This is a genomic window from Hyphococcus lacteus, assembly GCF_041058985.1.
Classification (GTDB): domain Bacteria; phylum Pseudomonadota; class Alphaproteobacteria; order Caulobacterales; family Parvularculaceae; genus Hyphococcus; species Hyphococcus lacteus.
This window is the reverse complement of sequence record NZ_JBEHZE010000001.1, coordinates 1,253,169-1,277,141: the sequence shown is the minus strand read 5'-3', so window position 1 is coordinate 1,277,141 and position 23,973 is coordinate 1,253,169. Positions and strand designations below refer to the sequence as shown.

Genomic DNA, 23,973 nt, shown 5'->3' with positions numbered 1-23,973 from the left:
TGCGATATTTTTAAGCGTTTTTCGGGTGACTTTCGGTTGCAGGCGTGGTTTAGCGCTCTGAATGAGCGAAAAATCAAAATCCGACCGCCCCAACCGCCCCCGTTCTAGCGCCGATAGACCACGCGGCCCCCGTGATGGTGGTGCCAAATTTGGCGACCGCAAACCTCGGGAGGCCCGCGAGGGAAGACCGCCTAGGCAAGGCTCGGACGACCGTGCCCCCCGCGCGCGTGATAGTGACACACGCCCACCTCGGGACCGAGAAGAGGTCACCCGCAAGCCACTCCCCGCTGGGCTTGAAAGCCGATATGCGGCCCTTGAGATTCTTGACCGAGTCCACGAAGGAGCAACCCTTGAAGACGCGTTGGCGCGGACACGACCCTTTGACAATCTTGAAGGATCAGATCGCGGCTTTGCCCGTGCGCTGGCTAGTGAAACACTGCGGCGTCGCGGCTCGCTTGACCATATTATCGGCGGCTATCTTGACCGCCCGTTGCCAAAAAAATCTGCGCGCGTGATGGATATACTTCGCATTGCTGCGGCGCAGTCATTGTTAATGGATACGCCGCCGCACGCAGCCGTTTCGACATCCGTAGACCTTGCAAATGATCGTGGCGAAACTGGCGGTTATGCCTCGCTTATCAACGCAATCGCTCGGAAAATCGCAAAAGACGGCCCTGCGATGTTGAAAAAGCTCCCTGCACGGACAGATACACCATCTTGGATGTGGCGCGGCTGGGAACGCGCCTATGGGCCAAATGGCGCAAAAGCTATCGCGGAGGCCCACCGCCGCACAGCAGCATTAGATCTGAGCTTCAAGCCGAATGAAGACTTGGATGCATGGCGCGATAAACTATCGCAAGAGGGTAACGAAGCCCGGATAATGCCGAATGGTACGATCCGCATGAAGCGGATCAGCGATGTTTCCTCGCTACCCGGATATGATGACGGCGCTTGGTGGATTCAGGATTTAGCTGCCAGCTTGCCCGCAAAATTGCTCGGCGATGTTTCCGGCAAAAATGTATTCGATCTTTGCTCTGCACCGGGCGGCAAAACGCTACAGCTGGCCGCAGCGGGCGCGAAGGTCACGTCGCTCGATAAGTCAGGCGCACGCCTTGAGCGCGTTGTTACCAATCTGACACGATCAAAATTGACGGCATTTCTCGTGGAAGAAGACGTCCTGCGTTTCCGGCCAGATGAAAAAGCTGACGCGGTCTTACTTGATGCACCGTGCACCGCCACAGGCACCATCCGTCGCCACCCGGATATTCCGTGGAACAAAGGCGAGACCACACTAACAGCCCTCGCCGAGTTGCAAGGAAAAATGATCGACCATGCGATTTCGCTGCTGAAGCCGGGCGGGACGTTAGTTTACTGTGTTTGCTCACTTCAACGCGAAGAGGGCGAAGCACAGGCCAAGGCGGCGCTAAAACGTAATCCGTCCATTTCCCGCGTTCCGGCCACCGCCGAAGAGCTAGGCGGCATGGAAACGCTGATTAATCGCGATGGCGATTTGCGGACCTTGCCGTCAATGTTAACGGCTGAAGGCGGTCTTGATGGCTTCTTTGCTGTCCGGTTCAAACTCGCGGATTAACCCAAATAGAGAAAATTCTGCGATTTTAAGGCGTTAACTTTCCTGCGGCCCGTCAAAAATCGACATTCGGAGCGTCGATACCTCTTGATCCGGCCCTCCACGCCAACGATATTAGAGGCTGAAATCTAGCGGGGCCAAATGCGCCCCGCCTTTTGGCGAATGGAAAGGACTACTTTTTATGAACGAACCCCGCAGAAATTATGGCGGCTCAGTCGCGCAAACCGGCGGAGTCGCGATTGATCAGGGCCTGCGCCAGTACATGCTCGGCGTCTATAACTATATGGCGCTAGGCATCGCCGCGACCGGCGTTTTCTCGATGTTGATTTCTAGCAATGTCGAATTGATGCGCCTGATCGCTGGTACACCGCTCAAATGGGTAGGATTCATCGGCATCATCGGCATCGGCATGATGGCACCAAAAATCATCTTCTCTGGTTCTAAAGTCGCGGCGCACGCTATGTTCTGGACCTATGCAGCGCTCTGGGGCTTGATGATTGCGCCAATGCTTTACGCCTTCACCCAAGCCGGCGCAGCGATTGAAATTTATCGCGCATTCTTCATTACCGCTTCGGTTTTTGGCGCGCTTAGTCTTTGGGGTTACACCACCAAAAAAGACCTTTCGGGTATGGCGGTATTTCTTGGGATGGCCGGCATTGGTCTCTTGATCGCAATCGTCGTCAATGCACTGATCTTTAAGAGCACCATGGGTAGCCTTGCGATTTCATCGCTGGTGGTTGTTTTTGTGGCCGGTGTCACTGCCTATGAAACCCAGCAGATCAAATCCATGTATCGCGAAGGTAGCTCTATGAATGACCGCGCTGCCATCTTTGGCGCGTTCGCGCTTTATGGTTCGTTCGTGACGCTCTTTGTACATATCCTCAATATTCTTGGGATCATGCGCGACTAACAGCTTTTTATTTTTCTAAAAACCCCGCCGCGAGCGGGGTTTTTTATTGTTACTAAACAAGCCGTGACCGAACGTCAGTAATCGCTATTTGCCGAGGCCGCGCAGCAACCTTTATGGTATGTCCATGCGAGATTGTTTTGACCTTCCTCTTACAAATATGTCGGCCAGCACTGTGCGGGCTTATGATCATTTCACGCGCGAGCTTCTTGCCTACGGCCCAAATATTCGCGCGCTCTTCGCAGCCGCAGATGACGCCCCAAACGCACCGCTCATAAACGCCCATGCAGCCGCAGTTCACCTTGCTTTTGAAGGTGCCGAAGGTTGGCAAGCGGCAAAGCCCTATCTCGCTCGAATGCACGCGACAGAACGCCAAGCCACAGAACGTGAACAATTATTTTGTGCGGCGGTTCACGCTTGGGCAGGCATGCAGTATCGCAAGGCATTGGCGCTACTTGATGAGTTGACGGTGCGCTGGCCCGCAGACCTTTGCGCGCTAAAATGGGCGCAGTATCACGCATTCAATCTCGGCGATCAGGAAGCGCTGTTACGTTTGGGCCAACGCGCCGCAATCATCCATGAAGATACGCCCTATGTTCACGGCATGCACGCCTTTGCGTTAGAACAAAACCACCGGATACGCGAAGCCGAAGACGAGGGTATGCGCGCTACTGAAATTGCCCTTGACGATGCCTGGGCACATCATGCTGTCGCCCATGTCATGGAAACCGAAGGCCGGCCACAAGACGGCGCCCGTTGGTTAGATCATTGTGCCCACACTTGGGATGGCAAAGGCATATTCATCCGTATCCATAATTGGTGGCATGCTGCGCTGTTCCGGCTTTCCTTGGGCCGCGAAACCGAGGCTTTAGAGATATTTGACAACCGCCTATGGGGCGAATGGCCGGAATTCCCGCAAGAAAAAATCGGCGCGGCATCAATGCTCTGGCGATTAGAGCTGCGCGGTATGAATGTCGGTAATCGCTGGGCACCCATAGCCGAACAAGCCGAAAAACGAATTGGCGAACATCTATTTCCGTTTCACGATCTTCATTACCTTATCGCACTCACGCGACACGGCAATGACGCTGCAGCAGCTGAACTTTTGTCTTCGCTAGAGAAAAAAGCCGCAGGAGCGACCGGTGATGACGCACTTATATGGGGCGAAATTTGCTTACCCACCGCGCGAGCACTAACGGCTTTTACGCGTGACGATCATCCGATGTCCGCTGAAATCCTCGCGCCCGTACTTCAGAACCTGCACCGGATCGGCGGCAGCCACGCTCAGCGGCACATATTTGTTGAGACATTTGAGGCATGCAAAGCGCCGAGTAAAGCAGCCATGAATTAAGTGGTGAGTTTCAATTTCTGACGGTCAAACCATTTAAGGACCTGCCCTAAATCTTGGCCACGTTTCAGCACTTCACCGCTCATAGAAACGACCGAATAGGCACCCTGTTTTTTTGCTAGCTTCGGACGTTTTTCAATTCGATACACCGGCATTTCCGAAGCCCGGCGGAAGATAGAAAAAATCGCCATCTCATTCAGGGAATCAATCGCGTAATCGCGCCATTCCCCTGCCGCTACGAAATAGCCATACACCGTCAAGATCCGGCCTAGCTCTGCCCGATCAAACGCCACCGGCTCTGGCCGCTTTGGTGACGGCGCAGAATCTGGAACGAATTGGGCAACTTTACCGGACATATCCAAAGTTTCGCCCGTAAGGGCCGGTTGAGCAAGCCCCAAAGCCTATCAGCATCCTTAATATGGCCTTAATTGATCCCTTTCTGCGCCCCAATCCCCGCGCATATTAGTTAGGCCGGGCGGTCGGTAGGGTCGGAATTTCCGGTTTTAACCATCGCCCCCAGCCCCCGGGAGATCAGGCTTTCTCTCCGCCCGGCATATTACCTCTAAAGACGTGGACCTTGACGCGAGCCTCAAGCCTTGTGAGACCGTGCGGCTTTAACCGCACAAGTCAAAATCAATGAACCCTGTCTTTTCCGTCGCCCTTCCCGTTTTCGGTATTATTGCCGCTGGCTTAATCGCTGGCCGGTACAAGCTGATGAATGCCGAAGACAGCACAGCCTTAAACAAGTTTGTTTTTCGGTTTGCAATGCCTGCGGCATTGTTCGGGTTAACTGCGGGTACAACACCGCCGAGCCAAGAAGATCTGGCTCTCGGGCTCTCCTATGGAATTGCCAGCCTCGCCGTTCTGTTCGGTACTTATCACCTTTCACGAGTGGTTTTTCATATCACTAAGCAAGAAGCTGGTGCCCACGCACTCACCTCGACCTTGGGTAATGCAGTCTTTCTCGGCTTGCCGATTGCACTGTCAATCAACGGATGGGCGAGGCCCTTCGTTACGCTGATGTTGATCGAAGGTACACTGATTATTGCATTGTCAAGCGCGCTCATGGCACCACGCCGCGACACCGGCACGAGCCTTGGTCGTATGTTCAATTATGTGCGCGGGCCATTACGCAATCCGTTGGTTATCGCGATGGTGGCAGGTTTTCTTTATTCAGCAATTGGTCTTCCCTATGAAGGGCCTGCTGAGACGTTCTTTGGGTTGCTCGGCCGCGCCGCTGGACCAACAGCGTTATTCTCGCTTGGTCTTTTTCTTGCGACCCATAGCTTCCCGCCGTTTAAAACAGTGGCGGGCCGCGTAACCATGATTGCAGCGGCAAAAATGGCCGCACTTCCATTCATTGCCTTATTATCCGCACAGTTTTTAGGCTTGGACGATCCGCATTATCGCGGTGCGTTGGCACTTTTTGTATTTGTACCTTCAGCTGTTGGATCATTCATCATGGCCAGCCAATACGGCCATTACAAAAGTGAAAGCGCCGCCGCCGTCAGCTTCACCACTCTGCTATCGGTCGTCACTGTTTCAGCAGTTCTATTGATCTTTATTTAGCGGCGTCGCGCCAATGTACTTTTTACGGCTTCGACAAGATTAGCTCGCGGAACAGAGAACTGTGCTGGTTGCTCTTCGCGCCATTCAGTATTGTCTTCGATCTTTTTTGATAATTCCGAGCCAAGAACCAAATCTTTAATCGTAATTTCGTTCTTCTGGCGCTCGTCCTCTCCTTGGATGATCGCAACGGGCGCTGTGCGCTTATCCGCATACTTCAACTGCTTCGCGAAATTCGAACCACCCAGATAGACTTCACTACGAATTCCAGCAATGCGGAGTTCTGCGGCCATCGTTTGATAGGACGCCATCTGATCTTTTTCCAGCGCCAATACAATCACCGGGCCCGCCGGGTTTGCCTTTGCACCCTGTTGTAATTCAAGCGCTGCAAGCAATCGCGAAACGCCAACTGAAAAACCAACTGCAGGAACCTCTACGCCCTTGAACCGCTTCACCAACCCGTCATAACGACCACCGCCGCCAACGGAACCGATCTGAACCGGGCGGCCTTTTGCGTCTTCGATGGTTGAAGTGAGTTCGGCCTCAAATACTGGGCCAGTATAATATTCCAAGCCACGAATAACCGAACAATCGAAAATGATAGATCGGCTATCAAAATCCGGGATAGCGTTTTTGATGCCCGTCAATTCATCTAAGCCAGCTTCGCCACTTTTGGTATCGCCGAGAATTTGCGCAATCGCCCCCAGCGGGTCATCAGCTTGTCCGGAATTCAAGAACGAAAGAACGGCTTCTATGTTAGCGGGATCAAGATTCGCGCCATCGGTGAAATCACCAGAGTCGTCTTTGCGCCCTTTCCCCAACAGAAGGGAAACACCCTGATCACCCAGCCGGTCAAACTTATCCATCGACCGCATCACCGTCATACGCATCTCTGCGCTTTCGTCACCATCAAGGCCGATCTTTTCAAAAAGGCCATCAACGATTTTACGGTTACTGATACGAACGAAATAGTCGCCCTTTTGGATGCCAGCGGCTTCGATAACATCACAAAACATCGCGCACATCTCTGCGTCTGCATAGGGCGCTGGCGCACCGACTGTGTCGGCATCGCATTGTGTGAACTGGCGAAACCGTCCGGGGCCGGGCTTTTCATTCCGCCAAACGGGGCCAACTTGATAACGCCGAAATGGTTTAGGCAGACCATCATAATTTTCAGCCACATATCGGGCCAAAGGTGCGGTCAGGTCATATCGCAGGCTCATCCATTGCTGATCGTCATCTTGGATCGAAAAGACGCCCTGATTGGGGCGGTCCACATCCGGCAAAAACTTGCCTAGCGCGTCCGTGAATTCGAAGGCTGGTGTTTCCAACGGATCAAACCCGTGGGATTCATAAACGGCGCTAATACGCGCCAGCATTTCCCTCTCAGCAACGATCTCTGCGCCAAGTCGATCACGGAATCCGCGCGGTACACGCGCTTTGGGTCGGAATGTTTTCTGTTTTTTCGCCATAATGCGCGGAATATCCGATTACGCCCTTATGAGCAATGTTCACGGACGCGCATAAACAATATGCCTCAATCCGCCTCAGGCCATTCAATCGGGTCTATCCGGTTGATAAAAATCGGATCAATTGGAACTTCAGCGTCAAAATGGCCGCCAGCGCCGGTCGAAACACTGCCGATAGCATCCACAACGTCCATACCTTCAACGACGCGCCCGAAAACCGTATAACCATAAATCGGGCCAAGATCAGTCACCCGATGATTGAGTTTTTCATTATCCCGCAGATTGATAAACCATTGAGCTTGCGCGCTGTCGGGTTTGTCGCTTCTCGCCATAGCAATAGTGCCGCGTTCATTGAGAAGGCCATTCTCACCTTCATAAGCGATTGGGTCACGCGTATTTCGCTCAGTGAACAATCGCGAATACCCGCCCCCTTGAATGACATAGCCATGAACGACGCGATGGATCAGCGTGCGGTCATAGTGGCCTTTGGTGGCGTATTGCAGAAAGTTCTCGACCGTTACTGGTGCTTTTTCACGATTTAACTCGACGATTACATCGCCCATAGAGGTTTGGATTTTTGCGTATTGCCGATCACTGCCCTCAGCGAACGCGCTCGTTAAAACTGTCAAGCCTGCAATGCAGATCGCAATAATTTTTCGCATGTTGGACCTCTTATGGTTTCGCGCGCTGCCGTAGGTCATTTATCCGATCAATTAGGCCATTTGTTGACGCATCGTGCGATGTCGCCGAAGGTTTTTCTTCGGACAAGTTGGACAATTCCGGAAGTATGGATTTTGCCAACACTTTCCCTAACTCGACCCCCCACTGGTCAAAGGAATTGATGCCCCAAATGACGCCCTGACAGAAAATTTTGTGCTCATAGAGTGCGATCAACGCGCCCAGCGTTTCCGGGGTCAACTTCCCCATAAGAATTGAATTACTGGGCCGATCACCAGGAAATGCTTTATGTGGCGCAAGAGCTGTAATCTCAGGCTTCGTCAGACCGTCCGCACGCAATTCATCACGAACTTCCTGGTCGGCCTTCCCCCGCATCAGGGCCTCAGTCTGCGCCAAAAAATTCGAAAGCAATTTCGGATGGTGATCCCCCAATTCCGAATGGCTAATCGCAGGCGCAATGAAGTCAGCAGAAATTAAATCAGTACCCTGATGTAGAAGTTGATAGAACGCATGTTGCCCATTGGTACCCGGTTCACCAAAGATGATAGGGCCAGTCTTGTTTTCCAACACGGCACCATCTTTGCCAATACGTTTGCCGTTTGACTCCATATCTGCTTGCTGAAGGTAGGCCGGCAACCGGTGAAGATGTTGATCATAGGGCAAGACCGCATGCGCCGATGCGCCAAGGAAATTCCGGTTCCAAACCCCAACAAGGGCAAGTAAAACAGGCATGTTTCGGCGTAACGAGGCACTACGGAAATGCTCATCCATTAAATGAGCGCCCTTAAGCAGGTTTTCAAAATTCGCAAAACCAACTTGAAGTGCGATTGAAAGACCAATCGCCGACCACAGCGAATAACGTCCACCGACCCAGTCCCAAAACTGGAACATATTTTCGGGATCAATACCAAACGCCTCTACTGCGTGACGGTTTGTGGAAAGGGCGACAAAGTGTTTCGCCACATCTTTCCCGCCGCGATCAAGAAACCATTTGCGCGCGCTTTCAGCGTTTGTCATGGTTTCTTGTGTTGTAAAGGTCTTTGACGCAATCACGAACAAGGTCGTTTCCAGGTTGATTTGAGCAAGAGTATCGGCAAGTTGCTGCCCATCGACGTTGGAGACGAAAAAACTCCGCCGACCGTCCAGCCAATACGGACGCAAGGCTTCGACCACCATTTGTGGCCCGAGGTCAGATCCGCCTATCCCAATATTCACAACGGTATCGAGTGTTTTTCCGGAATAACCTTTTGCGGCACCGCTATGAATAGATTGTGCGAAAGCTGCTATTCGCTTTAACTCAGTGCGAATTTTTGGCGATACATTTTCGCCATCTACATGATAATCTCGAAGCGAAAAATCACGGAGCGCTGTATGAAGCACAGCGCGATTTTCAGTTGTGTTGATCGGCTCGCCCGCGAACATTCGCGATCGCGTTCCTTCGAGATCTACAGCGTTTGCCAACGCAATAAGATGATCAAACGCATCTTCAGATATCTTATTTTTTGAAAAATCAAGGAATAATCCCGCCGCTTCCAACGAATAACGCTCAAACCGATCCGGGTCGTCAGCGAACAAAGTTCGCATATTTGTGCTGGCCAGCGCTTCGGCATCCGCCGAAAGCGATTTCCATTCCGGTGTCTTTGTAACCTCGACCATCGACTACGGCACCTTTCTAGCAACGACTTGGTAAACTTCTGAAAGTAATACGGATTTTAAATGTCATCCTCAACGCGTTTTAAGGAAAACCCGGTAAACAACCGCTTATGGAAAACACGACCAATTCAACATTATCCATCAAAACACGATTGCTCAAACGCGCCCTTACAAGCGTCATTGCCTTATCTGCTGTTACTTTTATTTTTGGTGCAAAAGCCTATGAACTAGAGCAACGGGCCGCAGCCGCGGCTATTGATGCTCCACGTCTCGCTCATGCACCATCATCGGCGCGCTAGACCTACCGCAGCCCTAACGGCATTCTTGGTTAATGGCTGCGGAACAATTGTTGGGTCATCTCCCACCGGATAGGCCACATAAAGCGGAACCCCACTCGCACCAAAGGATTCCAATGCCGCAGTAATCTCCGGATCGCGAACTGTCCAATCGGCGACCATAAAGATCACGCCGGCCTCGGCGAAATCAGCGCCCAATTGCTCATCTGAGAAAACTGTCAGTTTATTGAATTGGCAAGTCACGCACCATGCAGCAGTAAAATCGATAAAAACCGGCACGCCAGCGACCCGATAACCATCAAGCGCCTCGCGGCTATAGGGTTCTGAACGCATCGCCCCATAAGCCTCCCCTACAACTTCAACTTGCGTCTTTGTATTCGCATCAAGGTTTGTTATCGGCACAATAGCAGCCACGGTCACAACCGCTGAAAGAACGCGCAACACCATGCCGCGCCGATCTTCGGATTTACTTTTTTCAAATAGCCATGCGGCAAGCGCGATAGCGACAGCACTCGCCAAAACTGTGGCCAACCCAACACCAGTAGACTGTTGCGCAAGCACCCAGAGAAAATAAGCAGCTGCACCGAACACCGGGAAAGCTAGCAACTGCTTAAATGTCGCCATCCAAACCCCAGGTTTTGGCAAGAAACGACCCAACCCCGGCGCAAGAGAAAGGGCCAAATATGGCAGAGCAAGCCCAAGACCGAGCGCCGCAAAAATTGCCATCCCCGCGCTAGGGGGGAGTAATAGAGCCGCGCCCATAGGGGCACTTAGTAACGGACCAATACACGGGGCCGCAACAATGACCGCTAACACCCCAGTGAAAAATGCACCAAGCGCGCCATCTTTGCGCGCCAGCCCTTCACCGACACCGGCAACGCTTTGTCCGACCGTAAATAGACCAGCCAAATTGAGACCAACCAAAAGTAAGACTAGTGCGGAAAAAGCGACAACAATTGGAGACTGAAGATGAAACCCCCAACCAAATTGTTCACCACCAGCGCGCAACACCAAAAGAATGCCGCCCATCACGAGGAATGTCGTGATGACACCGCCCGTATATAACAATCCGTGGCGACGAACGATGCCTGGCTGGTCTTGGGCGCTTTTCATAAAGGACGCAGCCTTGATGAAAACGATAGGGAAAACACAAGGCATGATATTCAAAATCACCCCGCCCAGCAGCGCCAACAAAAGTAATATTCCGATATTGGCCCCGTCCGGCTGAACCGTCGGGTCAGCGCTTAACGTCACTGGCTCTATGGGCGCGGGGAGCATCGCCGACAACGCAAAACCTTTTGGACCACTAGCAGTGCTATCAAATACCAATATCCCCTTGAGGGATTTTTCTTCAAAACGCTCAAGCCAACCCGGTTTGAACGACAGACGCAACGTATCATCCGTAATCGAAAACGCTTGCTCCGCTGAAGGTTCAATCAAGCCTTCAGGTTCAGCAAAGAAAAATGCTTCACTAATCTTTTCGCCCTGAAAACCTGACAAGACAAGCTGGTAACGGTCTCCCTCTGCTACAAAGCTTGCGTTGCCAGCATAGTTTTCGGGCAGCTTTGAGCGAGCATCCGAAAATACATCTGCATGCGCAACATTAACTTTCGAAGTGCGCTTGACCGGGAACTCAAAAGAAAACTGTCCGCTTTCAGGAACACAAATTTCTTCGCAAGTCTGCCAAGACGCATTTATTGTAACGCCAATTACATCGCCGATAGTTGCATTATCCGGAACACGAACAGGCACCAGAAAAACTGGTTCACCCTCATGAGCATAACTCGCGAGCGGGCCCACAGGGATGTATTCGGGTATGGGCTGGAGAATATCACCAACCGCAAACCCTTCGGGCAATGTCCAATCTAATTCTAATGGTAACCCGGCGTCCCCTGGATTTGTCCAAAACACATGCCAGCCATCGCGTAATTCCTGCCGCAGTGCGAACCAAGTGGTTTCACCAGGAACGAACGCATCCGTTTCCGCAATGATTTCGGATTGGGTGTATTCATTAACAATGGACGTTTGGGCGTGGGCCGCACTGAACGTCGCCAACGCAATAAAAATAGCCGAGAAAAGGCCCATGAAACGGTTGATAATCATGGATCATAGGTAGCGAAACCGATCACCAGTGCCAAACTAATTCGCAAGCCTGATCGCCGCACTCGTAGAAATGTGATCAAAAAAAAATGGCAGGACCCATCTTCTTGGGTCCTGCCATCGAAAAGTCGTTTTGCGCCGCCTTAATTTACGGCAGGTTTGAAGATGTCAGCCTCAGAGAGGTTGAAACGTTTAGCACGACGCTGCAACAACGTACGCCAATTCCCCATGGACATCAGAAGCGCGTAAGCCAAAGGAAGCGTGCCATTACGACGAAGCTCCGTGGCCTTTTCGTCTGATAATTCGTTCAGGCGTGTTTCATCAATGCCGAAATACTGGGCAAACGAAACTTGTTCAGTTGCCCCCTGCGGCGTGTACTGACCAGTCTGCGGTTGAATAAGCTCAAGATCGGAAAGCACTTTTGCAAACTGTTCCGTCATGTGACGATCGCGTTCGTAATTCTTGCAAAAATCTACGGCCGCCTGGGTTTGTTCAGCTAACTCACCATTGTTGAAAAGGGGAACTTCACCATCTGCACCCAAACCATCATATGCACGATCAACGACAATCGCCATGCGGTCGCTGCCTGTTTCAGAAGCAAGACCAAATGGGTAACGGCGCAGATAACCAGGAATATACCGGTGCTCTTCCCACTTGCCTTCTTCGTCGACATACAGGTTCACGTCATCGTATAGACCTGTAACCGCCAATAATTGCGGCTGTTCTTTCGACATAAAGATCAACGGATAATCTTTCATTGCCGAAGGCACTTCGCTCATTGTCACTGGAACAGCGCGCGCTTTCGCGGCAAATCCAAATGGCCGATCAACAGGCTTCAGGCTAAGATTGCCATGCTCTTCTTTGGTCAAAAGCTCCGGACGTTCATATAGGAACATCTGCCCGGTAACTTGCGGAGCTGCTTGCGCCTCGCTCATCGTATCCCTTTCTTCTCAATACCTTGCCAGAAGCACCCACGCTCTGGCGGCCCCTCACGGAGAACTTAGGGCGAACGCTTAGCAAAAAGCCAGCGAGGCTCCAACCCTCGTCCACCGTAATTGCCATTTCGAGCAAACATTTTCCCTCAATCCGGACTATTTGCGCAAAAAAGCGGCCATTTCATCTGGTTGTTCCATAGGGGCAAGGTGACTAACGCCTTGGCCAATTTCAACATTTGCCACAAGCCGTGAAAGCCGCGTCCGCGCTAATGGTGAAACCGTAGAGGTGGTATGGCTAGCGGCAAAGACAGAAATATTGTCCGCGAACGCTGCAACCGCCGGCCAAAAGCGATTGGCCTGCGCCCCAAATGTTGCCGCCTCCCATGCCGGCGAACATGCGAGGGCGACACCCGTTGGGCTCTCCTCTAGCCCATCCTCAAGATAATCAGAAAGAACCCCCGGGGCCCATCCGCGAAACAATGATTTTCTCTCGTAGGAGGAGAGAACAGCCTCTCGATTTTCCCAATGACTGCGACGTTTAGCAGCCTTTTGGACCATAGACATGTGATCTTTAAGCAGCGCCCAGATCGGCGTCCGTGCCGCTAAATTCATAATTGATGGCACTGCCACAGGTTCGATCAACCGCAGCGAAGACACATCACTTCGCCCCTCTGACGCCATAACTGCCGTAACGGCCCCCATTGAATGGCCGGCGATGGTCCAGCCCACGGTATTTATATTATCTAAGAAAGCCGCAATATCATTTGCATAAATATGCCATGACTTCAGTTTTTTAGGTGCCGTCGGAAGGTCCGTCTTTCCGTGCCCTCTTAAATCAATCGCATAAACATCGAATTGATCCGAAAGCTGCCCAAGCATTTGTTTATACGTCGATGCGCAAAAACCTGTCGCATGACAAAAAAGGAGTGGCGGTTTGGCTGGGTTTGCCCAGTGCAGCCCGGCAAGCGACCCTTGTTCAACGGCTATACGAAAACGTACCGGAGTGGATGTATTCAATCTCATGAGCTGAATGTGCCGAAGACGAGCACAAAATCAATTGTCAGATGCAGCCAGCGCATGAAGCGCGCGCATGTGGAGCACATCAGGGATTGCCCGATGTTTCCGCGGCGCGTCTTTATCTACCTGTCCAATAAATTCGCGCATTTCATCGTCAGAAACCGTTTGAAATAAAGAATACAGGTCCCGTAAAACAAATTGCTGACGAATGCGCGCAGCCTGAAAAAGACGATATAACCAAAACCCATCCCAATCCGGCGCATCAGAATAAACAGCCTTACCCGCAAGTTCAGCGTTCAAGACGTCACAAACGTCACTCAACTTATCGCCTTTGGACAACAGCTTTTTATAGGAAACACCATGCAACGCTTCAGCGCCAGTATCCCAATCATCCAATGACCAATCATCAGCGGGACGAATTAGTTTGGCGCTTGGTTGGCCTTCTCGAAAACACCATCCAACTTCGATGGGCCATGACCTAGCGGACAGCCCAGAAGCCTCAAGGTCGATGAATGCAATTTCTTCCAAAACCAACGCACTTTAAATCTGAATGGAGCATAATACTTTCATCGGAGTATGGCTTGTTCTACCCCTCGCTGCAAAATAAATGTCGCCGAAAATCGGGAAATTAAATCAAAGCGTTATATTATGTCATCAATCATCTCAGTGCGAACCCGCGGGCATTCCGTAACTGAAATTACGCCTCAGGTTGAAAATGAAGTTGCGAAATCCGGAATGGACAAGGGCCTCGTCCATTTGTTCATTCAACACACGTCAGCTTCTTTGACCATTCAAGAGAATGCGGACCCTGACGTAACGCATGATTTGATCTCTTGGCTTGACCAGACCGTGCCCGAAAGTGGCCCATATCGCCACACCGCTGAGGGGCCAGATGATATGCCCGCACATATAAAATCGATGATTACAAATACATCGTTGATAATTCCGTTTGCAAACGGACAATTACTGACAGGTACGTGGCAAGGAATATTTGTACTTGAACATCGCCGTGCTGATCATCAACGTCGCATTGTCGTAACGCTTATGAACGAAGCTTAACCGCGGTTCGCGTTTTTTGGTTTATAAACGCCGCTATTCGGGTCTTGTTCATAGTCAAGGACGGTACCTTGCTCACTGCCGCGCGCTGTTTTTTTCATTTCAGAAAAGGCGGCGCGGAGTGGCTGTGATCGCCTATCAACAAATTTATAGAGCGCGACCGCACCGGCCGCTGCTGCGACTGTAACCGCCAATGTTCCAACTGCGCTCATGGCCAATCCCTTCGTTTACAATCCGTACCGCGCCCAAAGAGCACGTCGCTCGCCTGCCGCTATCAACTCTTCTGCGTCGATTAAAGATGACAGACCGACCGATTGAGCAGTGTCGCTGGAAAGCAGTTTTTTAATAAGCGAGCCACTTTCTGGCGCAATACGCTTGACCTTAACATCTTTGCCGAAGCGAGTCCGCAGAAATTCGCCGAGTTGAGCGGTTCCGTCGATCAAACCATTTTCAGCTGCCTGCGGGCCTGTCCAAACGGCACCAGTAAAAAGATCAGCGTCTCCGCGCAATTTATCGCCGCGCCGGCCCTTTACCAAATCAATGAACTGCTCATGCAGCGCCAAAAGAATTCCCTCAAGCCGGGCAATATCTGCAGGATCTTCCGGTTTGAAGGGGTCCAACATCGATTTATTCTCGCCAGCCGTATAGACGCGGCGTTCAACACCTACGCGTTTTAACGCTTCATGGAAGCCAAAGCCGCCTGAAATCACCCCAATAGACCCAACGATTGAGCTGTCATCAGCATAGATTTCATCACCGGCAAGCGCCAGAATATACCCGCCAGAGGCCCCTACATCTTCGATAAAGGCAAGCACTGGCACTTCTTTTTCAGTGGCCATCCTGCGAATAGCGCTTAAAATCAGTCGCGATTGTACGGGCGAACCACCCGGCGAATTAATCGCTAGCGCCACCGCTTTCAGGCTGCTTGGCTTAAACGCAGCTTCGAGCGATTTTTCGAGACGCTTGAGCGTAAGACCTTTTCTCCCCGCGCCAGCCTCGCCGATAACGCCCTCAAGCTCTATCACACTTACGAGAGGCTTTGCGTCACCTACAAATGGCAAGGCACGCCAGATTTTGCTCAATTTCTCAGATAAACTTGTCATGTTGGGCAATTAGGGTAGGTCCTTTGAGAATTCAATGAGACGAAGTGTTGAGTTCATCCTATAAGAGCGATGATTCGCCGCTGAATTGAGGGGGTTGGTACGCTTGACCGCGCCGCTGCCAACGACCAAATTGCGGGCGCAAGCAAGAAGTCAGGAAGACGACATCGTGGGATTGGCCGCAACAGCAAGCGAAATGATCGCCACAAAACGCGAGCCCGATTTCACATCGGCCGTGAATCGTCTACGCGCATTGACTGAAGACGACCTTGAAGCAGTCAATGTCGAAATCCTCAGCCGAATGCAATCACCAGTTTCGATGATCCCTGACCTGGCCGGACACTTGATCAAAGCAGGCGGAAAAAGGCTTCGTCCGATGCTCACGCTCGCCTCGGCACGCCTATTTGGATACTCGGAAACAGATCATATCAAACTAGCTGCCGCTGTCGAACTTATCCATGGCGCAACATTATTGCATGACGATGTTGTTGACGATTCTGCGCTGCGACGCGGGGCCAGCACAGCGAATATCATTTGGGGCAATAAGGAAAGCGTTCTCGTTGGGGATTTTATTTTCTCAAGGGCGTTTGAATTGATGGTTGAGGCCAAAGATCTGCGAGTACTCAAGGTCCTCTCCCATGCCTCTAGCGTAATTGCCGAAGGCGAAGTTCTACAGCTTACAACACAAAAAAATATTGCAGCGACCTTCGAGACCTATCTCAATGTTGTCCATGCAAAAACTGCGGCCCTTTTTGCAGCGGCCTCTGAGGTCGGTGTTCTTATCGCGAAACGCAGCGCGAACGAAGAAGCCGCAATGCATCGGTTCGGCGATAATTTTGGCGTTGCCTATCAGCTTATTGATGATGCGCTTGATTACGCCGGTTTTGAAAATGCTCTCGGCAAAACCATCGGTGACGATTTTCGTGAAGGGAAAATGACAGCCCCAGTGGTCTTTGCGATCGCATCAGCGCGCGATGACGAAAAAGCGTTCTGGCAGCGCGTCATTGGAAAAGGTCATCAAGAAGCAGGTGATTTTGAACGAGCGTGCGAATTGATGGCCCGCGACGGCATCATCGAAAAAACCACTGAATGCGCCAATGAATACACACGCAAAGCACTGGACGCGTTAGAAGAAGCCCCCAAGAACCAGTTCGCAGATGCCTTAAGTGATCTTGTCATTACCGCGACAATGCGTGGCGCGTAGCCTATTCTGCTGGTTGGGTTGCGCCTTCGGGATTCAATGACCGCTGTTGCGCCAATAATCCTTGTTCATACGCTTTTTTGTAAATAACCGTAGCGCCCACTGCGAAACAGATAGCTGTCATCGCTGGGACAAGCCAATGCAGCGATGTCGGCAACGCAAGCATTAGAATTGCTGCCGCAGAGGCCAAGCTTACGAGGCTCATATAGATAATTGCCACATTCGCATGAGAGACACCGCTACGAATTAGCAGTTGATACAGATGTTCCCGGTGCGCTCTCAATATATTCTGTTTACGTATCAATCGTGATACCAGTGTCCAACCTACATCAAAAACAAGCGGCGAGAAAATAATCGGCACGAACAACATACTTAACCGGGACTCAGTCCAGTTTGCACCAAGAATTGCGAATGCTGCGATCAAAAAGCCAACGACCTGGCTGCCATTGTCACCCATGAAAAGCCTGCCACGGCGTAAATTCTCTGGAAGAAATCCGGTCGCACTAAGCGCTAACAACAACGCGGCTGCGCCTAAAATAGGGGCTCCCGCAAAGCTCGCCATGATGCTAATCCAAGCGAGACCGACAACCGCTGTCCCTGCTGCTAAACCATTCGCTCCATCCATGAAGTTGTAGATATTCATGAATGCAACAATCCAAAAAATGGATATTACGACCCCTAATAACGGCGCAAGCTCGACTTGCCCAACATAGGGCAAGGGAAAGCCTTTTAGAGGGCCAAACAGAACCACAAAGATTGTCGCAACGGCAATTTGACCGACCAATTTCCATACCGGTGCCAACTCGATTTGATCATCAGCATAACCGACGCCAAGCGCCGCAAGCGCAGCAACAGCCATAAAACCAAGGTCTCTCGCCAATACGCCGCTTTCGGAAAAAACAGCAACGACAAAAATGCCCGCAACCCATGCGGTAAAGATTGCAATGCCCCCGGTGCGCGGTGTGGCCACCGTATGGCTAGACCGCTCATTTGGATGATCAAGCACCCCACCAACGCGCGCAGCAAATAGGCTTGCACAATAGGCAACGCAAATGGACAAGGCCGCAGCGACAGCGAGAATGAAGGGTTCGATCAACATTGGAACTCGAAAAATGGTTTTAAACCTGAAAGAACCTACCGCACATGGAGTCGTGAAGCCAAGGCCCACCAGCCAAATGAATGGGCCCGCTGAGACGCGCGTTCGGCACTCATTTTCGAACTGAAAAGAGCAAAACAAGTTGCCCCACTTCCGGACATCCGCGAGATTAGCGCGCCGGGCATCCCGGCCAACATATCCACGACATTGCCAATCACTGGCGCATGTTTTTGCGCAAACGGTTCAAGGTCGTTCCGCGCTGATTTCAATCCGCTGTGTAACAAATTGTAATTGGTCGTTGCCAATGGAATCAAATCCGCTGCGGGCGGGTTCTTATGGGCACGGTCAAACGCTTGAAAAATTGGCCCCGTGGGCATTTCAACCCGTGGATTGACTAAACAAGCCCACAGGGGCGGCAGCATAGGTCCTTTGGTTAGCACCTCGCCGGCCCCAGAAACATTGACTGGCGCTCGCGCTAAGCAAGCCGGAATGTCCGCACCAAGCGTAAATGCAATAGAAGCAAGCGACGCATCGCTAATGTCTAAATGCCATAACTTAACAAGCGCCCGAAGGGTTGCCGCTGCGTCTGCCGATCCACCTCCGATACCTGCCGCAATAGGAAGGTTTTTTCCCAGAGTAATTTTCGCGCCATGCTCCGTCCCCGTATGAGCTGCTAGCGCTCGTGCCGCACGCAACACCAGGTTGTTCTCTGGCGGTAGATCCTTCAATAGATGTGAGAATGGCCCGGAGATTTTAAGCGATAAAGACCGACTGTTTTCAACCCGGATCACATCACCTTTTTCAGTAAAGGCAAAAAGGCTGGCAAGGTCGTGAAGTCCGTCAGACCGAACCGGCCCTATATGAAGATACAAATTTATTTTGGCAGGTGCGTTTTCAACAATCATTCCGCGGAGTCCGGAAGGCCTTTTTTCAACTTCTCTTCGATAGAGTTTCGCAATTTATCATCCGGCTCTAACTCTAATACATGTTTCCATTGGTAGCGCGCCTCAATCTTGCGGCCCAACATCCAGTAAACATCACCTAAGTGATCCGTCACAGTTGGGTCGCTTGGTTCTAACGAGGCAGCGTGCTCAAGGTGACCGACAGCATCCTCATAGTCTCCCTGCTGATAATGCGCCCAGCCGAGACTGTCGATAAACGCTCCCGAATTCGGTTCTAATGAAACCGCCTTCTCTATGAGGGCAAAAGCCTCTTCAAGGTTTTCACCTCGTTCGGCCCACGAATATCCAAGATAATTCAGCGCAGTCGCTTCATTCGGCGCAATCACCACTGCGCGTTCAAGATCCGCTTCGGCGTCCGGCCAATTATCCAACGCCATATAAGACGCTGCGCGCGCGACGAAAAACCGCCACGCATCTTCCGTTGGCTCCGCCGAAAGGCCGTCGATCAGTTTCGTATAGGCCGCAACAGCATCTTGGTGACGTTCTTCGCCCGCCAACAAGTTTCCGTACGAAAATTGTGCTTCAATGGCACCATCTGCGCGTGCTGCCTTGCGCAACACCGATAGCGCCTCATCCCGTTGATCCAAACCGATCAAGCCGCCGGCAATTTCAATTTGCGCCTGTTCATAAAACGCAGATGTAGACGGAATTCCACGCAACATTGAGATCGCGCTTTGATTATCGCCATAAGAATTCAAAATCGAGCCGGCTAAACGTTGCGCATGATCAAAATCTGGCGCGAGATATAATGCGATCTGCACAAAAGCCAGCGGCATATCATAATTTGCGTCACCAACGCGAAACCCTGCTTTTTGCGCCGCACTACGCTGATCAAACGATTGCTGCAAAATTGTTGCACCGAACGAATAGAGCGCGACAGCCGCTCCTTTTTCGGGGGGCACAGACGTCCACACGCGATCCATTTTTCCTGCATCGAGCCGCGCAAGGCCATGCATCGCAATTTGCCGATCCGGTCCACGGTATTGCGAAAGCAACTCATAATGTTCACGTGCGGCGTCCACATCGCCCGTCCGTTCAAGAAATGATCCGTAAGCATCTCTTCCAACGGCACCGCCATATGTCATCAGCGCTAACTGATAGGCTGTCCGCGCCTCATCATTCAGGCCCGCACGCTCAAACAAAAATGCCTGATGCAAAGGATGAAAGCCCCGAAAGGTATCCTCATCATTTGACGCCAAAGCGCGTAATGCAGGTTCCGGCCCTTCTTGGCCGGCCAACGCCCACGCATCGATGATCGTCATTACCGGACGAAAATAATCGATCTCCGCACCTGACTTCAGCGCTTCACGCGCACCGGTAAAGTTGCCCGCCTTTAAATCACGCGCCGCAAGCGCCAATTCTGCGAGATCGTCGTCTTCTGGATCATCATTTTCGAGAATTTTTTCCGCAAACCCGGCCGCGGCTTCAATGTCACCGGCAGCAATTTGATAGAAAAATGCGCTGCGAACCACTTCATCCGAGGTTCCTGTCTCCGATCGCGCCCCTTCAAAAGCTGTCGCAGCCGCGTCAATCGCATTACTACGCGCGGCCAACCGCCCCGAAAGGTAATCCCCGACACGAGAATCATTTTGCGGTGTGGTCGCGCAAGCGCCGACAAGACCGAACAGAGTTGAGACAAGCAGAATATTTTTTAAACGCAACGCAAAGCGCTCCTTACATATTCGGATAATTGGGTCCACCACCGCCTTCAGGCGTTGTCCAGACAATATTTTGTGACGGATCTTTGATGTCACAAGTTTTACAGTGCACGCAGTTTTGCGCATTGATTTGAAAGCGCGGATCAGCACCACCATCTTCTGTCACCACTTCATACACACCAGCGGGGCAATATCGCTGTGCTGGTTCGGCATATCTTGGGAGATTAACGTCGATCGGTATTGACGGATCCTTAAGCAACAAGTGCGCGGGCTGGTCTTCTTCGTGATTAGTCGCTGAAAAAGCCACATTCGTCAGACGATCGAAGGTCAAAGCCCCATCAGCCCGAGGATAGTCAATTGGTTTATGCTTTGACGCCGGTTCCGTTGCGGCCGCGTCCGTCTTACCGTGGTGAAGCGTGCCCAGAAATGAAAACCCTGAAAGTGCTGTGTTCGTCCATAAATCGATGCCCCCAAGAGCAATCGCCCCAATACGTGTGCCGAATTTTGACCAGAGCGGCTTAACGTTCCGCGCTTTGTACAACTCAGCCTTCACTGGCGATTCGTCATACGCGGCCTGATAGGCGCTTAGCTCATCACCCTCGCGCCCAGCAATTACCGCGTCGAACGCAGCGTTCGCAGCCATAATACCTGTGAGCATCGCATTATGATTGCCTTTGATGCGCGGAACATTCACAAAACCGGCAGAACAACCAATCAAAGCACCACCCTTAAAAGTAAGCTTCGGCACTGACTGATACCCACCTTCGGTGATGGCGCGCGACCCATAAGCAATGCGTTTGCCGCCCTCAAGAAGCTCCGCAATTTCCGGATGGGTTTTGAATTTCTGAAACTCACCATACGGATAAAGGTAAGGGTTTTTGTAATTTAGATGAACGACAAACCCCAGCGCAATAGTATTGTCACTATAGTGATAAAGGAACGACCCACCGCCAGTGTCGTCATTTAACGGCCAGCCGAATGTATGCTGAACATGCCCCGGTCGGCTTTTCTCTGGCGCAATTTCCCAGAGTTCTTTGAGGCCAATACCAAATTTCTGTGGGTCGCAATCATCACCCAATCCGAAACGTTCAATCAATTGTTTAGCGAGCGAACCGCGAACGCCCTCGCCGATCAACACATATTTGCCGACCAATTCCATGCCCGGCTCATAGCTATCCCGTTTTTCGCCGTCCTTGCCGATACCCATCTCGCCAACGACCACACCGCGAACAGAACCGTCTTCACGATACAACACCTGAGACGCCGCCATGCCAGGATAAATTTCAACCCCCGCCGCTTCAGCCTGTTCCGCCAACCAGCGGCAAACATTGCCCATAGAAACCACATAACAGCCGTGGTTTTTGACCATTTCTGGCATTCCCCACACGGGGAGAGGGAACGATCCTGCCGCCCCAAGAATCTTGAAACTCTCTGATTGGACCGGCGTGTCAATCGGCGCACCCATATTGCGCCAATCAGGCAGCAACGCATCCAATCCACTAGGGTCAAGAACTGCGCCCGACAGAATATGAGCGCCGACCTCAGAGCCTTTTTCGACCACGACGACGTTGATTTCTCTACCAGTCTCTTGAGCACATTGCTTTAACCGTATTGCAGCGGACAGTCCGGCAGGCCCCGCGCCAACGATCACAACGTCAAATTCCATAGATTCCCGTTCGGGCACTTGATCATTCATTGCATCGTCTCTTTCTGCGTCTTCGCTTGATGTCAAAAGCTGTGATCTGTGTTTCTGGCAAAAATCATCAGAAAAAGCCATGTTGCTAAACACGCAATTCTAAAGAGGCCACCAGAGTCTCGATATTGGAGTGAAACACCCATGTCTCAAAATATATTCATCATCGTCTGTATAATATTTGTGGGTCTTTTGATCATCGCCGAATACCGAGCCGCCAAACGGCTCGACTCAGGCTTTCTCAAATGGGTTGCAAAACCCGCAGCATCACTAGCTTTCGTGCTGGTCGCACTCACTGGTGGTGCGCTCGATACCACTTATGGGTGTTGGATTCTGATTGGGTTAGTCTTCTGTTTATTGGGCGATGTATTTCTAATCCCGACCGGCGCACGTACTTTTCTCGCCGGCATGGGCGCATTTGCCATAGGACATTTAGCCTATGTAGGAGCATTTCTGAGCACAGGTCCTGAAATTTCCGGGCTGTTTTTGATTGGCAGCGCCGGGATGGCTGGTTTTGCGATACTCGCGCTCAGATGGCTTTGGCCAAATCTGGCGGAATTTAAATGGCCTGTGACCGTCTATTCCGCGATCATTGCCATAATGGTGGCAACCAGCTTTTTAGCCGCGCCGGGGCAATCTAGCGCACCAAATTGGGTAGTTATCGCTGGCGCGCTCGGGTTTGCGATCTCAGATATTGCTGTTTCACGTGATAAATTCATAACTCACCAGTTTTTCAATAAATCGTGGGGGCTACCCCTCTATTTTGGTGCGCAATTGCTTTTAGCGTCTTCTGTTTAAGGGGCTGCTTCTGCTACAAGTTCGGCGTGATGGAAATTTCCGATGAACAGGCCGCCCAAGCCCTTCTGCGCTGGTATGCGGAGATGGGCGTAGACGAAGCAGTCGCCCCGCAAGCGGCTGATCTTTATAGCTGGACAGCCACCAAACCGACCCCGATCGCACAAACACGAACTTTAGCCAGGCCAGCCCCAAACCAGGCAGCGCCCCAAACGCAGCCAGTAACTACTGAAGAAACGCAAAGCACCGACGCGGCCATAGCCGCTGCCGAAAAAATCGCTGCGGCATGCGACACCTATGAAGCCTTAGAAGCCGCAGTAAAATCATTCGAAGGCTGCCCACTAAAATCTGGTGCCAAAAACACGGTCTTTACCGACGGTGTCGTCGGCGCAGATTTGTTGGTTATTGGCGAGGCACCGGGTCGGGACGAGGACCAAGCCGGGAAACCTTTCATCGGTCGCGCGGGGCAATTGCTAGATCGTATGCTTGCGAGCATTGGCCGAACGCGGACGGAAAATACGCTAATCTCAAACATCGTTTTCTGGCGCCCTCCGGCAAATCGAAACCCCACACCGCTTGAGACCGCTGTATGTCGGCCTTTTGTGGACCGATTAATCGAACTCTCTACGCCAAAAGTAATCTTAATCGCAGGCGGTGCTCCACTACAGGCATTGTTGGGCATCACCGGTATTATGCGTGCTCGCGGCGTTTGGCGGGAGATAGAAACAGCAAATGGCACCAAAGTGCCTACTCTTCCGACCTACCATCCAGCATTTTTATTACGGCAGCCCGCCGGAAAACGGCTTGCATGGGCCGACCTTCAATCCCTCGCCGAGAGGTTAAAGGACCATTAAC

Annotated in this window: 23 protein-coding genes; 9 read left to right on the top strand and 14 right to left on the bottom strand. The window is 51.7% G+C overall.

The annotated features are described in order from the left end of the window. Positions 1-61 precede the first annotated feature (61 nt). The 3 genes from ABFZ84_RS06215 to ABFZ84_RS06205 all read left to right on the top strand — a co-directional run bounded on the left by ABFZ84_RS06215 (position 62) and on the right by ABFZ84_RS06205 (position 3,846). A complete protein-coding gene (locus ABFZ84_RS06215) occupies positions 62-1,591 on the top strand; it encodes an RsmB/NOP family class I SAM-dependent RNA methyltransferase (protein ID WP_369313085.1) in 1,530 nt (509 codons plus the stop codon). 178 nt (positions 1,592-1,769) lie between these two features. Further along, positions 1,770-2,498: a Bax inhibitor-1/YccA family protein gene (locus ABFZ84_RS06210; RefSeq protein WP_369313084.1), complete on the top strand. Its 729-nt coding sequence runs from the start codon at positions 1,770-1,772 to the stop codon at positions 2,496-2,498. Positions 2,499-2,622: 124 nt separating this feature from the next. Beyond that, positions 2,623-3,846 carry a tetratricopeptide repeat protein gene (locus tag ABFZ84_RS06205; protein ID WP_369313083.1) on the top strand — a complete coding sequence of 408 codons (1,224 nt, stop codon included), beginning with the start codon at positions 2,623-2,625 and terminating at the stop codon, positions 3,844-3,846. Here the strand turns inward: ABFZ84_RS06205 and ABFZ84_RS06200 are convergent. Further along, positions 3,843-4,199 (bottom strand): DUF2794 domain-containing protein, encoded by a 357-nt coding sequence (locus ABFZ84_RS06200; RefSeq protein ID WP_369314548.1) that lies wholly within the window; start codon positions 4,197-4,199, stop codon positions 3,843-3,845. The genes ABFZ84_RS06205 and ABFZ84_RS06200 overlap by 4 nt on opposite strands. A 280-nt stretch (positions 4,200-4,479) precedes the next feature. On the opposite strand from ABFZ84_RS06200, the gene ABFZ84_RS06195 reads away from it, so the two are divergent. After that, positions 4,480-5,412 (top strand): AEC family transporter, encoded by a 933-nt coding sequence (locus ABFZ84_RS06195; protein WP_369313082.1) that lies wholly within the window; start codon positions 4,480-4,482, stop codon positions 5,410-5,412. On the opposite strand, the gene hisS is transcribed toward ABFZ84_RS06195, so the two are convergent. The 3 genes from hisS to pgi all read right to left on the bottom strand — a co-directional run bounded on the left by hisS (position 5,409) and on the right by pgi (position 9,212). Then, positions 5,409-6,881 carry a histidine--tRNA ligase gene (gene hisS / locus ABFZ84_RS06190; RefSeq protein ID WP_369313081.1) on the bottom strand — a complete coding sequence of 491 codons (1,473 nt, stop codon included), beginning with the start codon at positions 6,879-6,881 and terminating at the stop codon, positions 5,409-5,411. The two genes, ABFZ84_RS06195 and hisS, sit on opposite strands and share 4 nt — an antisense overlap. Before the next feature lie 65 nt (positions 6,882-6,946). After that, positions 6,947-7,540, bottom strand: a complete 594-nt coding sequence (locus ABFZ84_RS06185) for a peptidylprolyl isomerase (RefSeq protein WP_369313080.1) — start codon at positions 7,538-7,540, stop codon at positions 6,947-6,949. Positions 7,541-7,550: 10 nt separating this feature from the next. Beyond that, entirely contained in the window at positions 7,551-9,212 is a 1,662-nt protein-coding gene (pgi, locus tag ABFZ84_RS06180; protein ID WP_369313079.1) for a glucose-6-phosphate isomerase, read from the bottom strand. A 107-nt stretch (positions 9,213-9,319) separates the two neighbouring features. On the opposite strand from pgi, the gene ABFZ84_RS06175 reads away from it, so the two are divergent. Then, positions 9,320-9,508, top strand: a complete 189-nt coding sequence (locus ABFZ84_RS06175) for a hypothetical protein (protein ID WP_369313078.1) — start codon at positions 9,320-9,322, stop codon at positions 9,506-9,508. Here the strand turns inward: ABFZ84_RS06175 and ABFZ84_RS06170 are convergent. From ABFZ84_RS06170 to ABFZ84_RS06155, 4 genes are all read right to left on the bottom strand, one after another. Further along, the gene (locus ABFZ84_RS06170; protein WP_369313077.1) at positions 9,494-11,608 is read right to left on the bottom strand and encodes a protein-disulfide reductase DsbD family protein; all 2,115 of its coding nucleotides are present in this window, start codon (positions 11,606-11,608) and stop codon (positions 9,494-9,496) included. The two genes, ABFZ84_RS06175 and ABFZ84_RS06170, sit on opposite strands and share 15 nt — an antisense overlap. 140 nt (positions 11,609-11,748) lie before the next feature. Further along, complete coding sequence (locus ABFZ84_RS06165) at positions 11,749-12,540, bottom strand: SapC family protein (RefSeq protein WP_369313076.1); 792 nt, start codon at positions 12,538-12,540, stop codon at positions 11,749-11,751. A 156-nt stretch (positions 12,541-12,696) separates the two neighbouring features. Next, positions 12,697-13,563, bottom strand: a complete 867-nt coding sequence (locus ABFZ84_RS06160) for an alpha/beta fold hydrolase (RefSeq protein WP_369313075.1) — start codon at positions 13,561-13,563, stop codon at positions 12,697-12,699. Positions 13,564-13,593: 30 nt separating this feature from the next. Next, positions 13,594-14,085, bottom strand: coding sequence for a hypothetical protein (locus ABFZ84_RS06155; protein ID WP_369313074.1), 492 nt, complete (start codon positions 14,083-14,085; stop codon positions 13,594-13,596). Between the two features lie 120 nt (positions 14,086-14,205). On the opposite strand from ABFZ84_RS06155, the gene ABFZ84_RS06150 reads away from it, so the two are divergent. Then, the gene (locus ABFZ84_RS06150; RefSeq protein ID WP_369313073.1) at positions 14,206-14,616 is read left to right on the top strand and encodes a secondary thiamine-phosphate synthase enzyme YjbQ; all 411 of its coding nucleotides are present in this window, start codon (positions 14,206-14,208) and stop codon (positions 14,614-14,616) included. On the opposite strand, the gene ABFZ84_RS06145 is transcribed toward ABFZ84_RS06150, so the two are convergent. Both ABFZ84_RS06145 and ABFZ84_RS06140 read right to left on the bottom strand, forming a co-directional pair. Then, positions 14,613-14,825: a hypothetical protein gene (locus tag ABFZ84_RS06145; protein ID WP_369313071.1), complete on the bottom strand. Its 213-nt coding sequence runs from the start codon at positions 14,823-14,825 to the stop codon at positions 14,613-14,615. The genes ABFZ84_RS06150 and ABFZ84_RS06145 overlap by 4 nt on opposite strands. 15 nt (positions 14,826-14,840) lie before the next feature. Continuing rightward, the gene (locus ABFZ84_RS06140) at positions 14,841-15,716 is read right to left on the bottom strand and encodes a S49 family peptidase (RefSeq protein WP_369314547.1); all 876 of its coding nucleotides are present in this window, start codon (positions 15,714-15,716) and stop codon (positions 14,841-14,843) included. Positions 15,717-15,819: 103 nt separating this feature from the next. Here ABFZ84_RS06140 and ABFZ84_RS06135 point away from each other — a divergent pair, with 103 nt between their 5' ends. After that, a complete protein-coding gene (locus ABFZ84_RS06135; RefSeq protein ID WP_369313069.1) occupies positions 15,820-16,917 on the top strand; it encodes a polyprenyl synthetase family protein in 1,098 nt (365 codons plus the stop codon). Position 16,918: 1 nt separating this feature from the next. Here ABFZ84_RS06135 and ABFZ84_RS06130 read toward each other — a convergent pair whose 3' ends face one another. Genes ABFZ84_RS06130 through ABFZ84_RS06115 form a run of 4 tightly spaced genes read right to left on the bottom strand, consistent with a single transcriptional unit; the run spans position 16,919 to position 22,326 of the window. Then, positions 16,919-18,013 carry an MraY family glycosyltransferase gene (locus ABFZ84_RS06130; RefSeq protein ID WP_369313068.1) on the bottom strand — a complete coding sequence of 365 codons (1,095 nt, stop codon included), beginning with the start codon at positions 18,011-18,013 and terminating at the stop codon, positions 16,919-16,921. A gap of 35 nt (positions 18,014-18,048) precedes the next feature. After that, positions 18,049-18,915, bottom strand: coding sequence for a 4-(cytidine 5'-diphospho)-2-C-methyl-D-erythritol kinase (locus tag ABFZ84_RS06125; RefSeq protein ID WP_369313067.1), 867 nt, complete (start codon positions 18,913-18,915; stop codon positions 18,049-18,051). Beyond that, the gene (locus ABFZ84_RS06120; protein ID WP_369313066.1) at positions 18,912-20,633 is read right to left on the bottom strand and encodes a tetratricopeptide repeat protein; all 1,722 of its coding nucleotides are present in this window, start codon (positions 20,631-20,633) and stop codon (positions 18,912-18,914) included. Before ABFZ84_RS06120 ends, ABFZ84_RS06125 begins: the two co-directional genes overlap by 4 nt. Positions 20,634-20,646: 13 nt before the next feature. Then, positions 20,647-22,326, bottom strand: a complete 1,680-nt coding sequence (locus ABFZ84_RS06115; protein WP_369313065.1) for an electron transfer flavoprotein-ubiquinone oxidoreductase — start codon at positions 22,324-22,326, stop codon at positions 20,647-20,649. Between the two features lie 141 nt (positions 22,327-22,467). On the opposite strand from ABFZ84_RS06115, the gene ABFZ84_RS06110 reads away from it, so the two are divergent. After that, positions 22,468-23,121, top strand: coding sequence for a lysoplasmalogenase (locus tag ABFZ84_RS06110; protein ID WP_369313064.1), 654 nt, complete (start codon positions 22,468-22,470; stop codon positions 23,119-23,121). 29 nt (positions 23,122-23,150) lie between these two features. Beyond that, positions 23,151-23,972: a uracil-DNA glycosylase gene (locus ABFZ84_RS06105; protein WP_369313063.1), complete on the top strand. Its 822-nt coding sequence runs from the start codon at positions 23,151-23,153 to the stop codon at positions 23,970-23,972. Position 23,973: the final 1 nt, after the last annotated feature.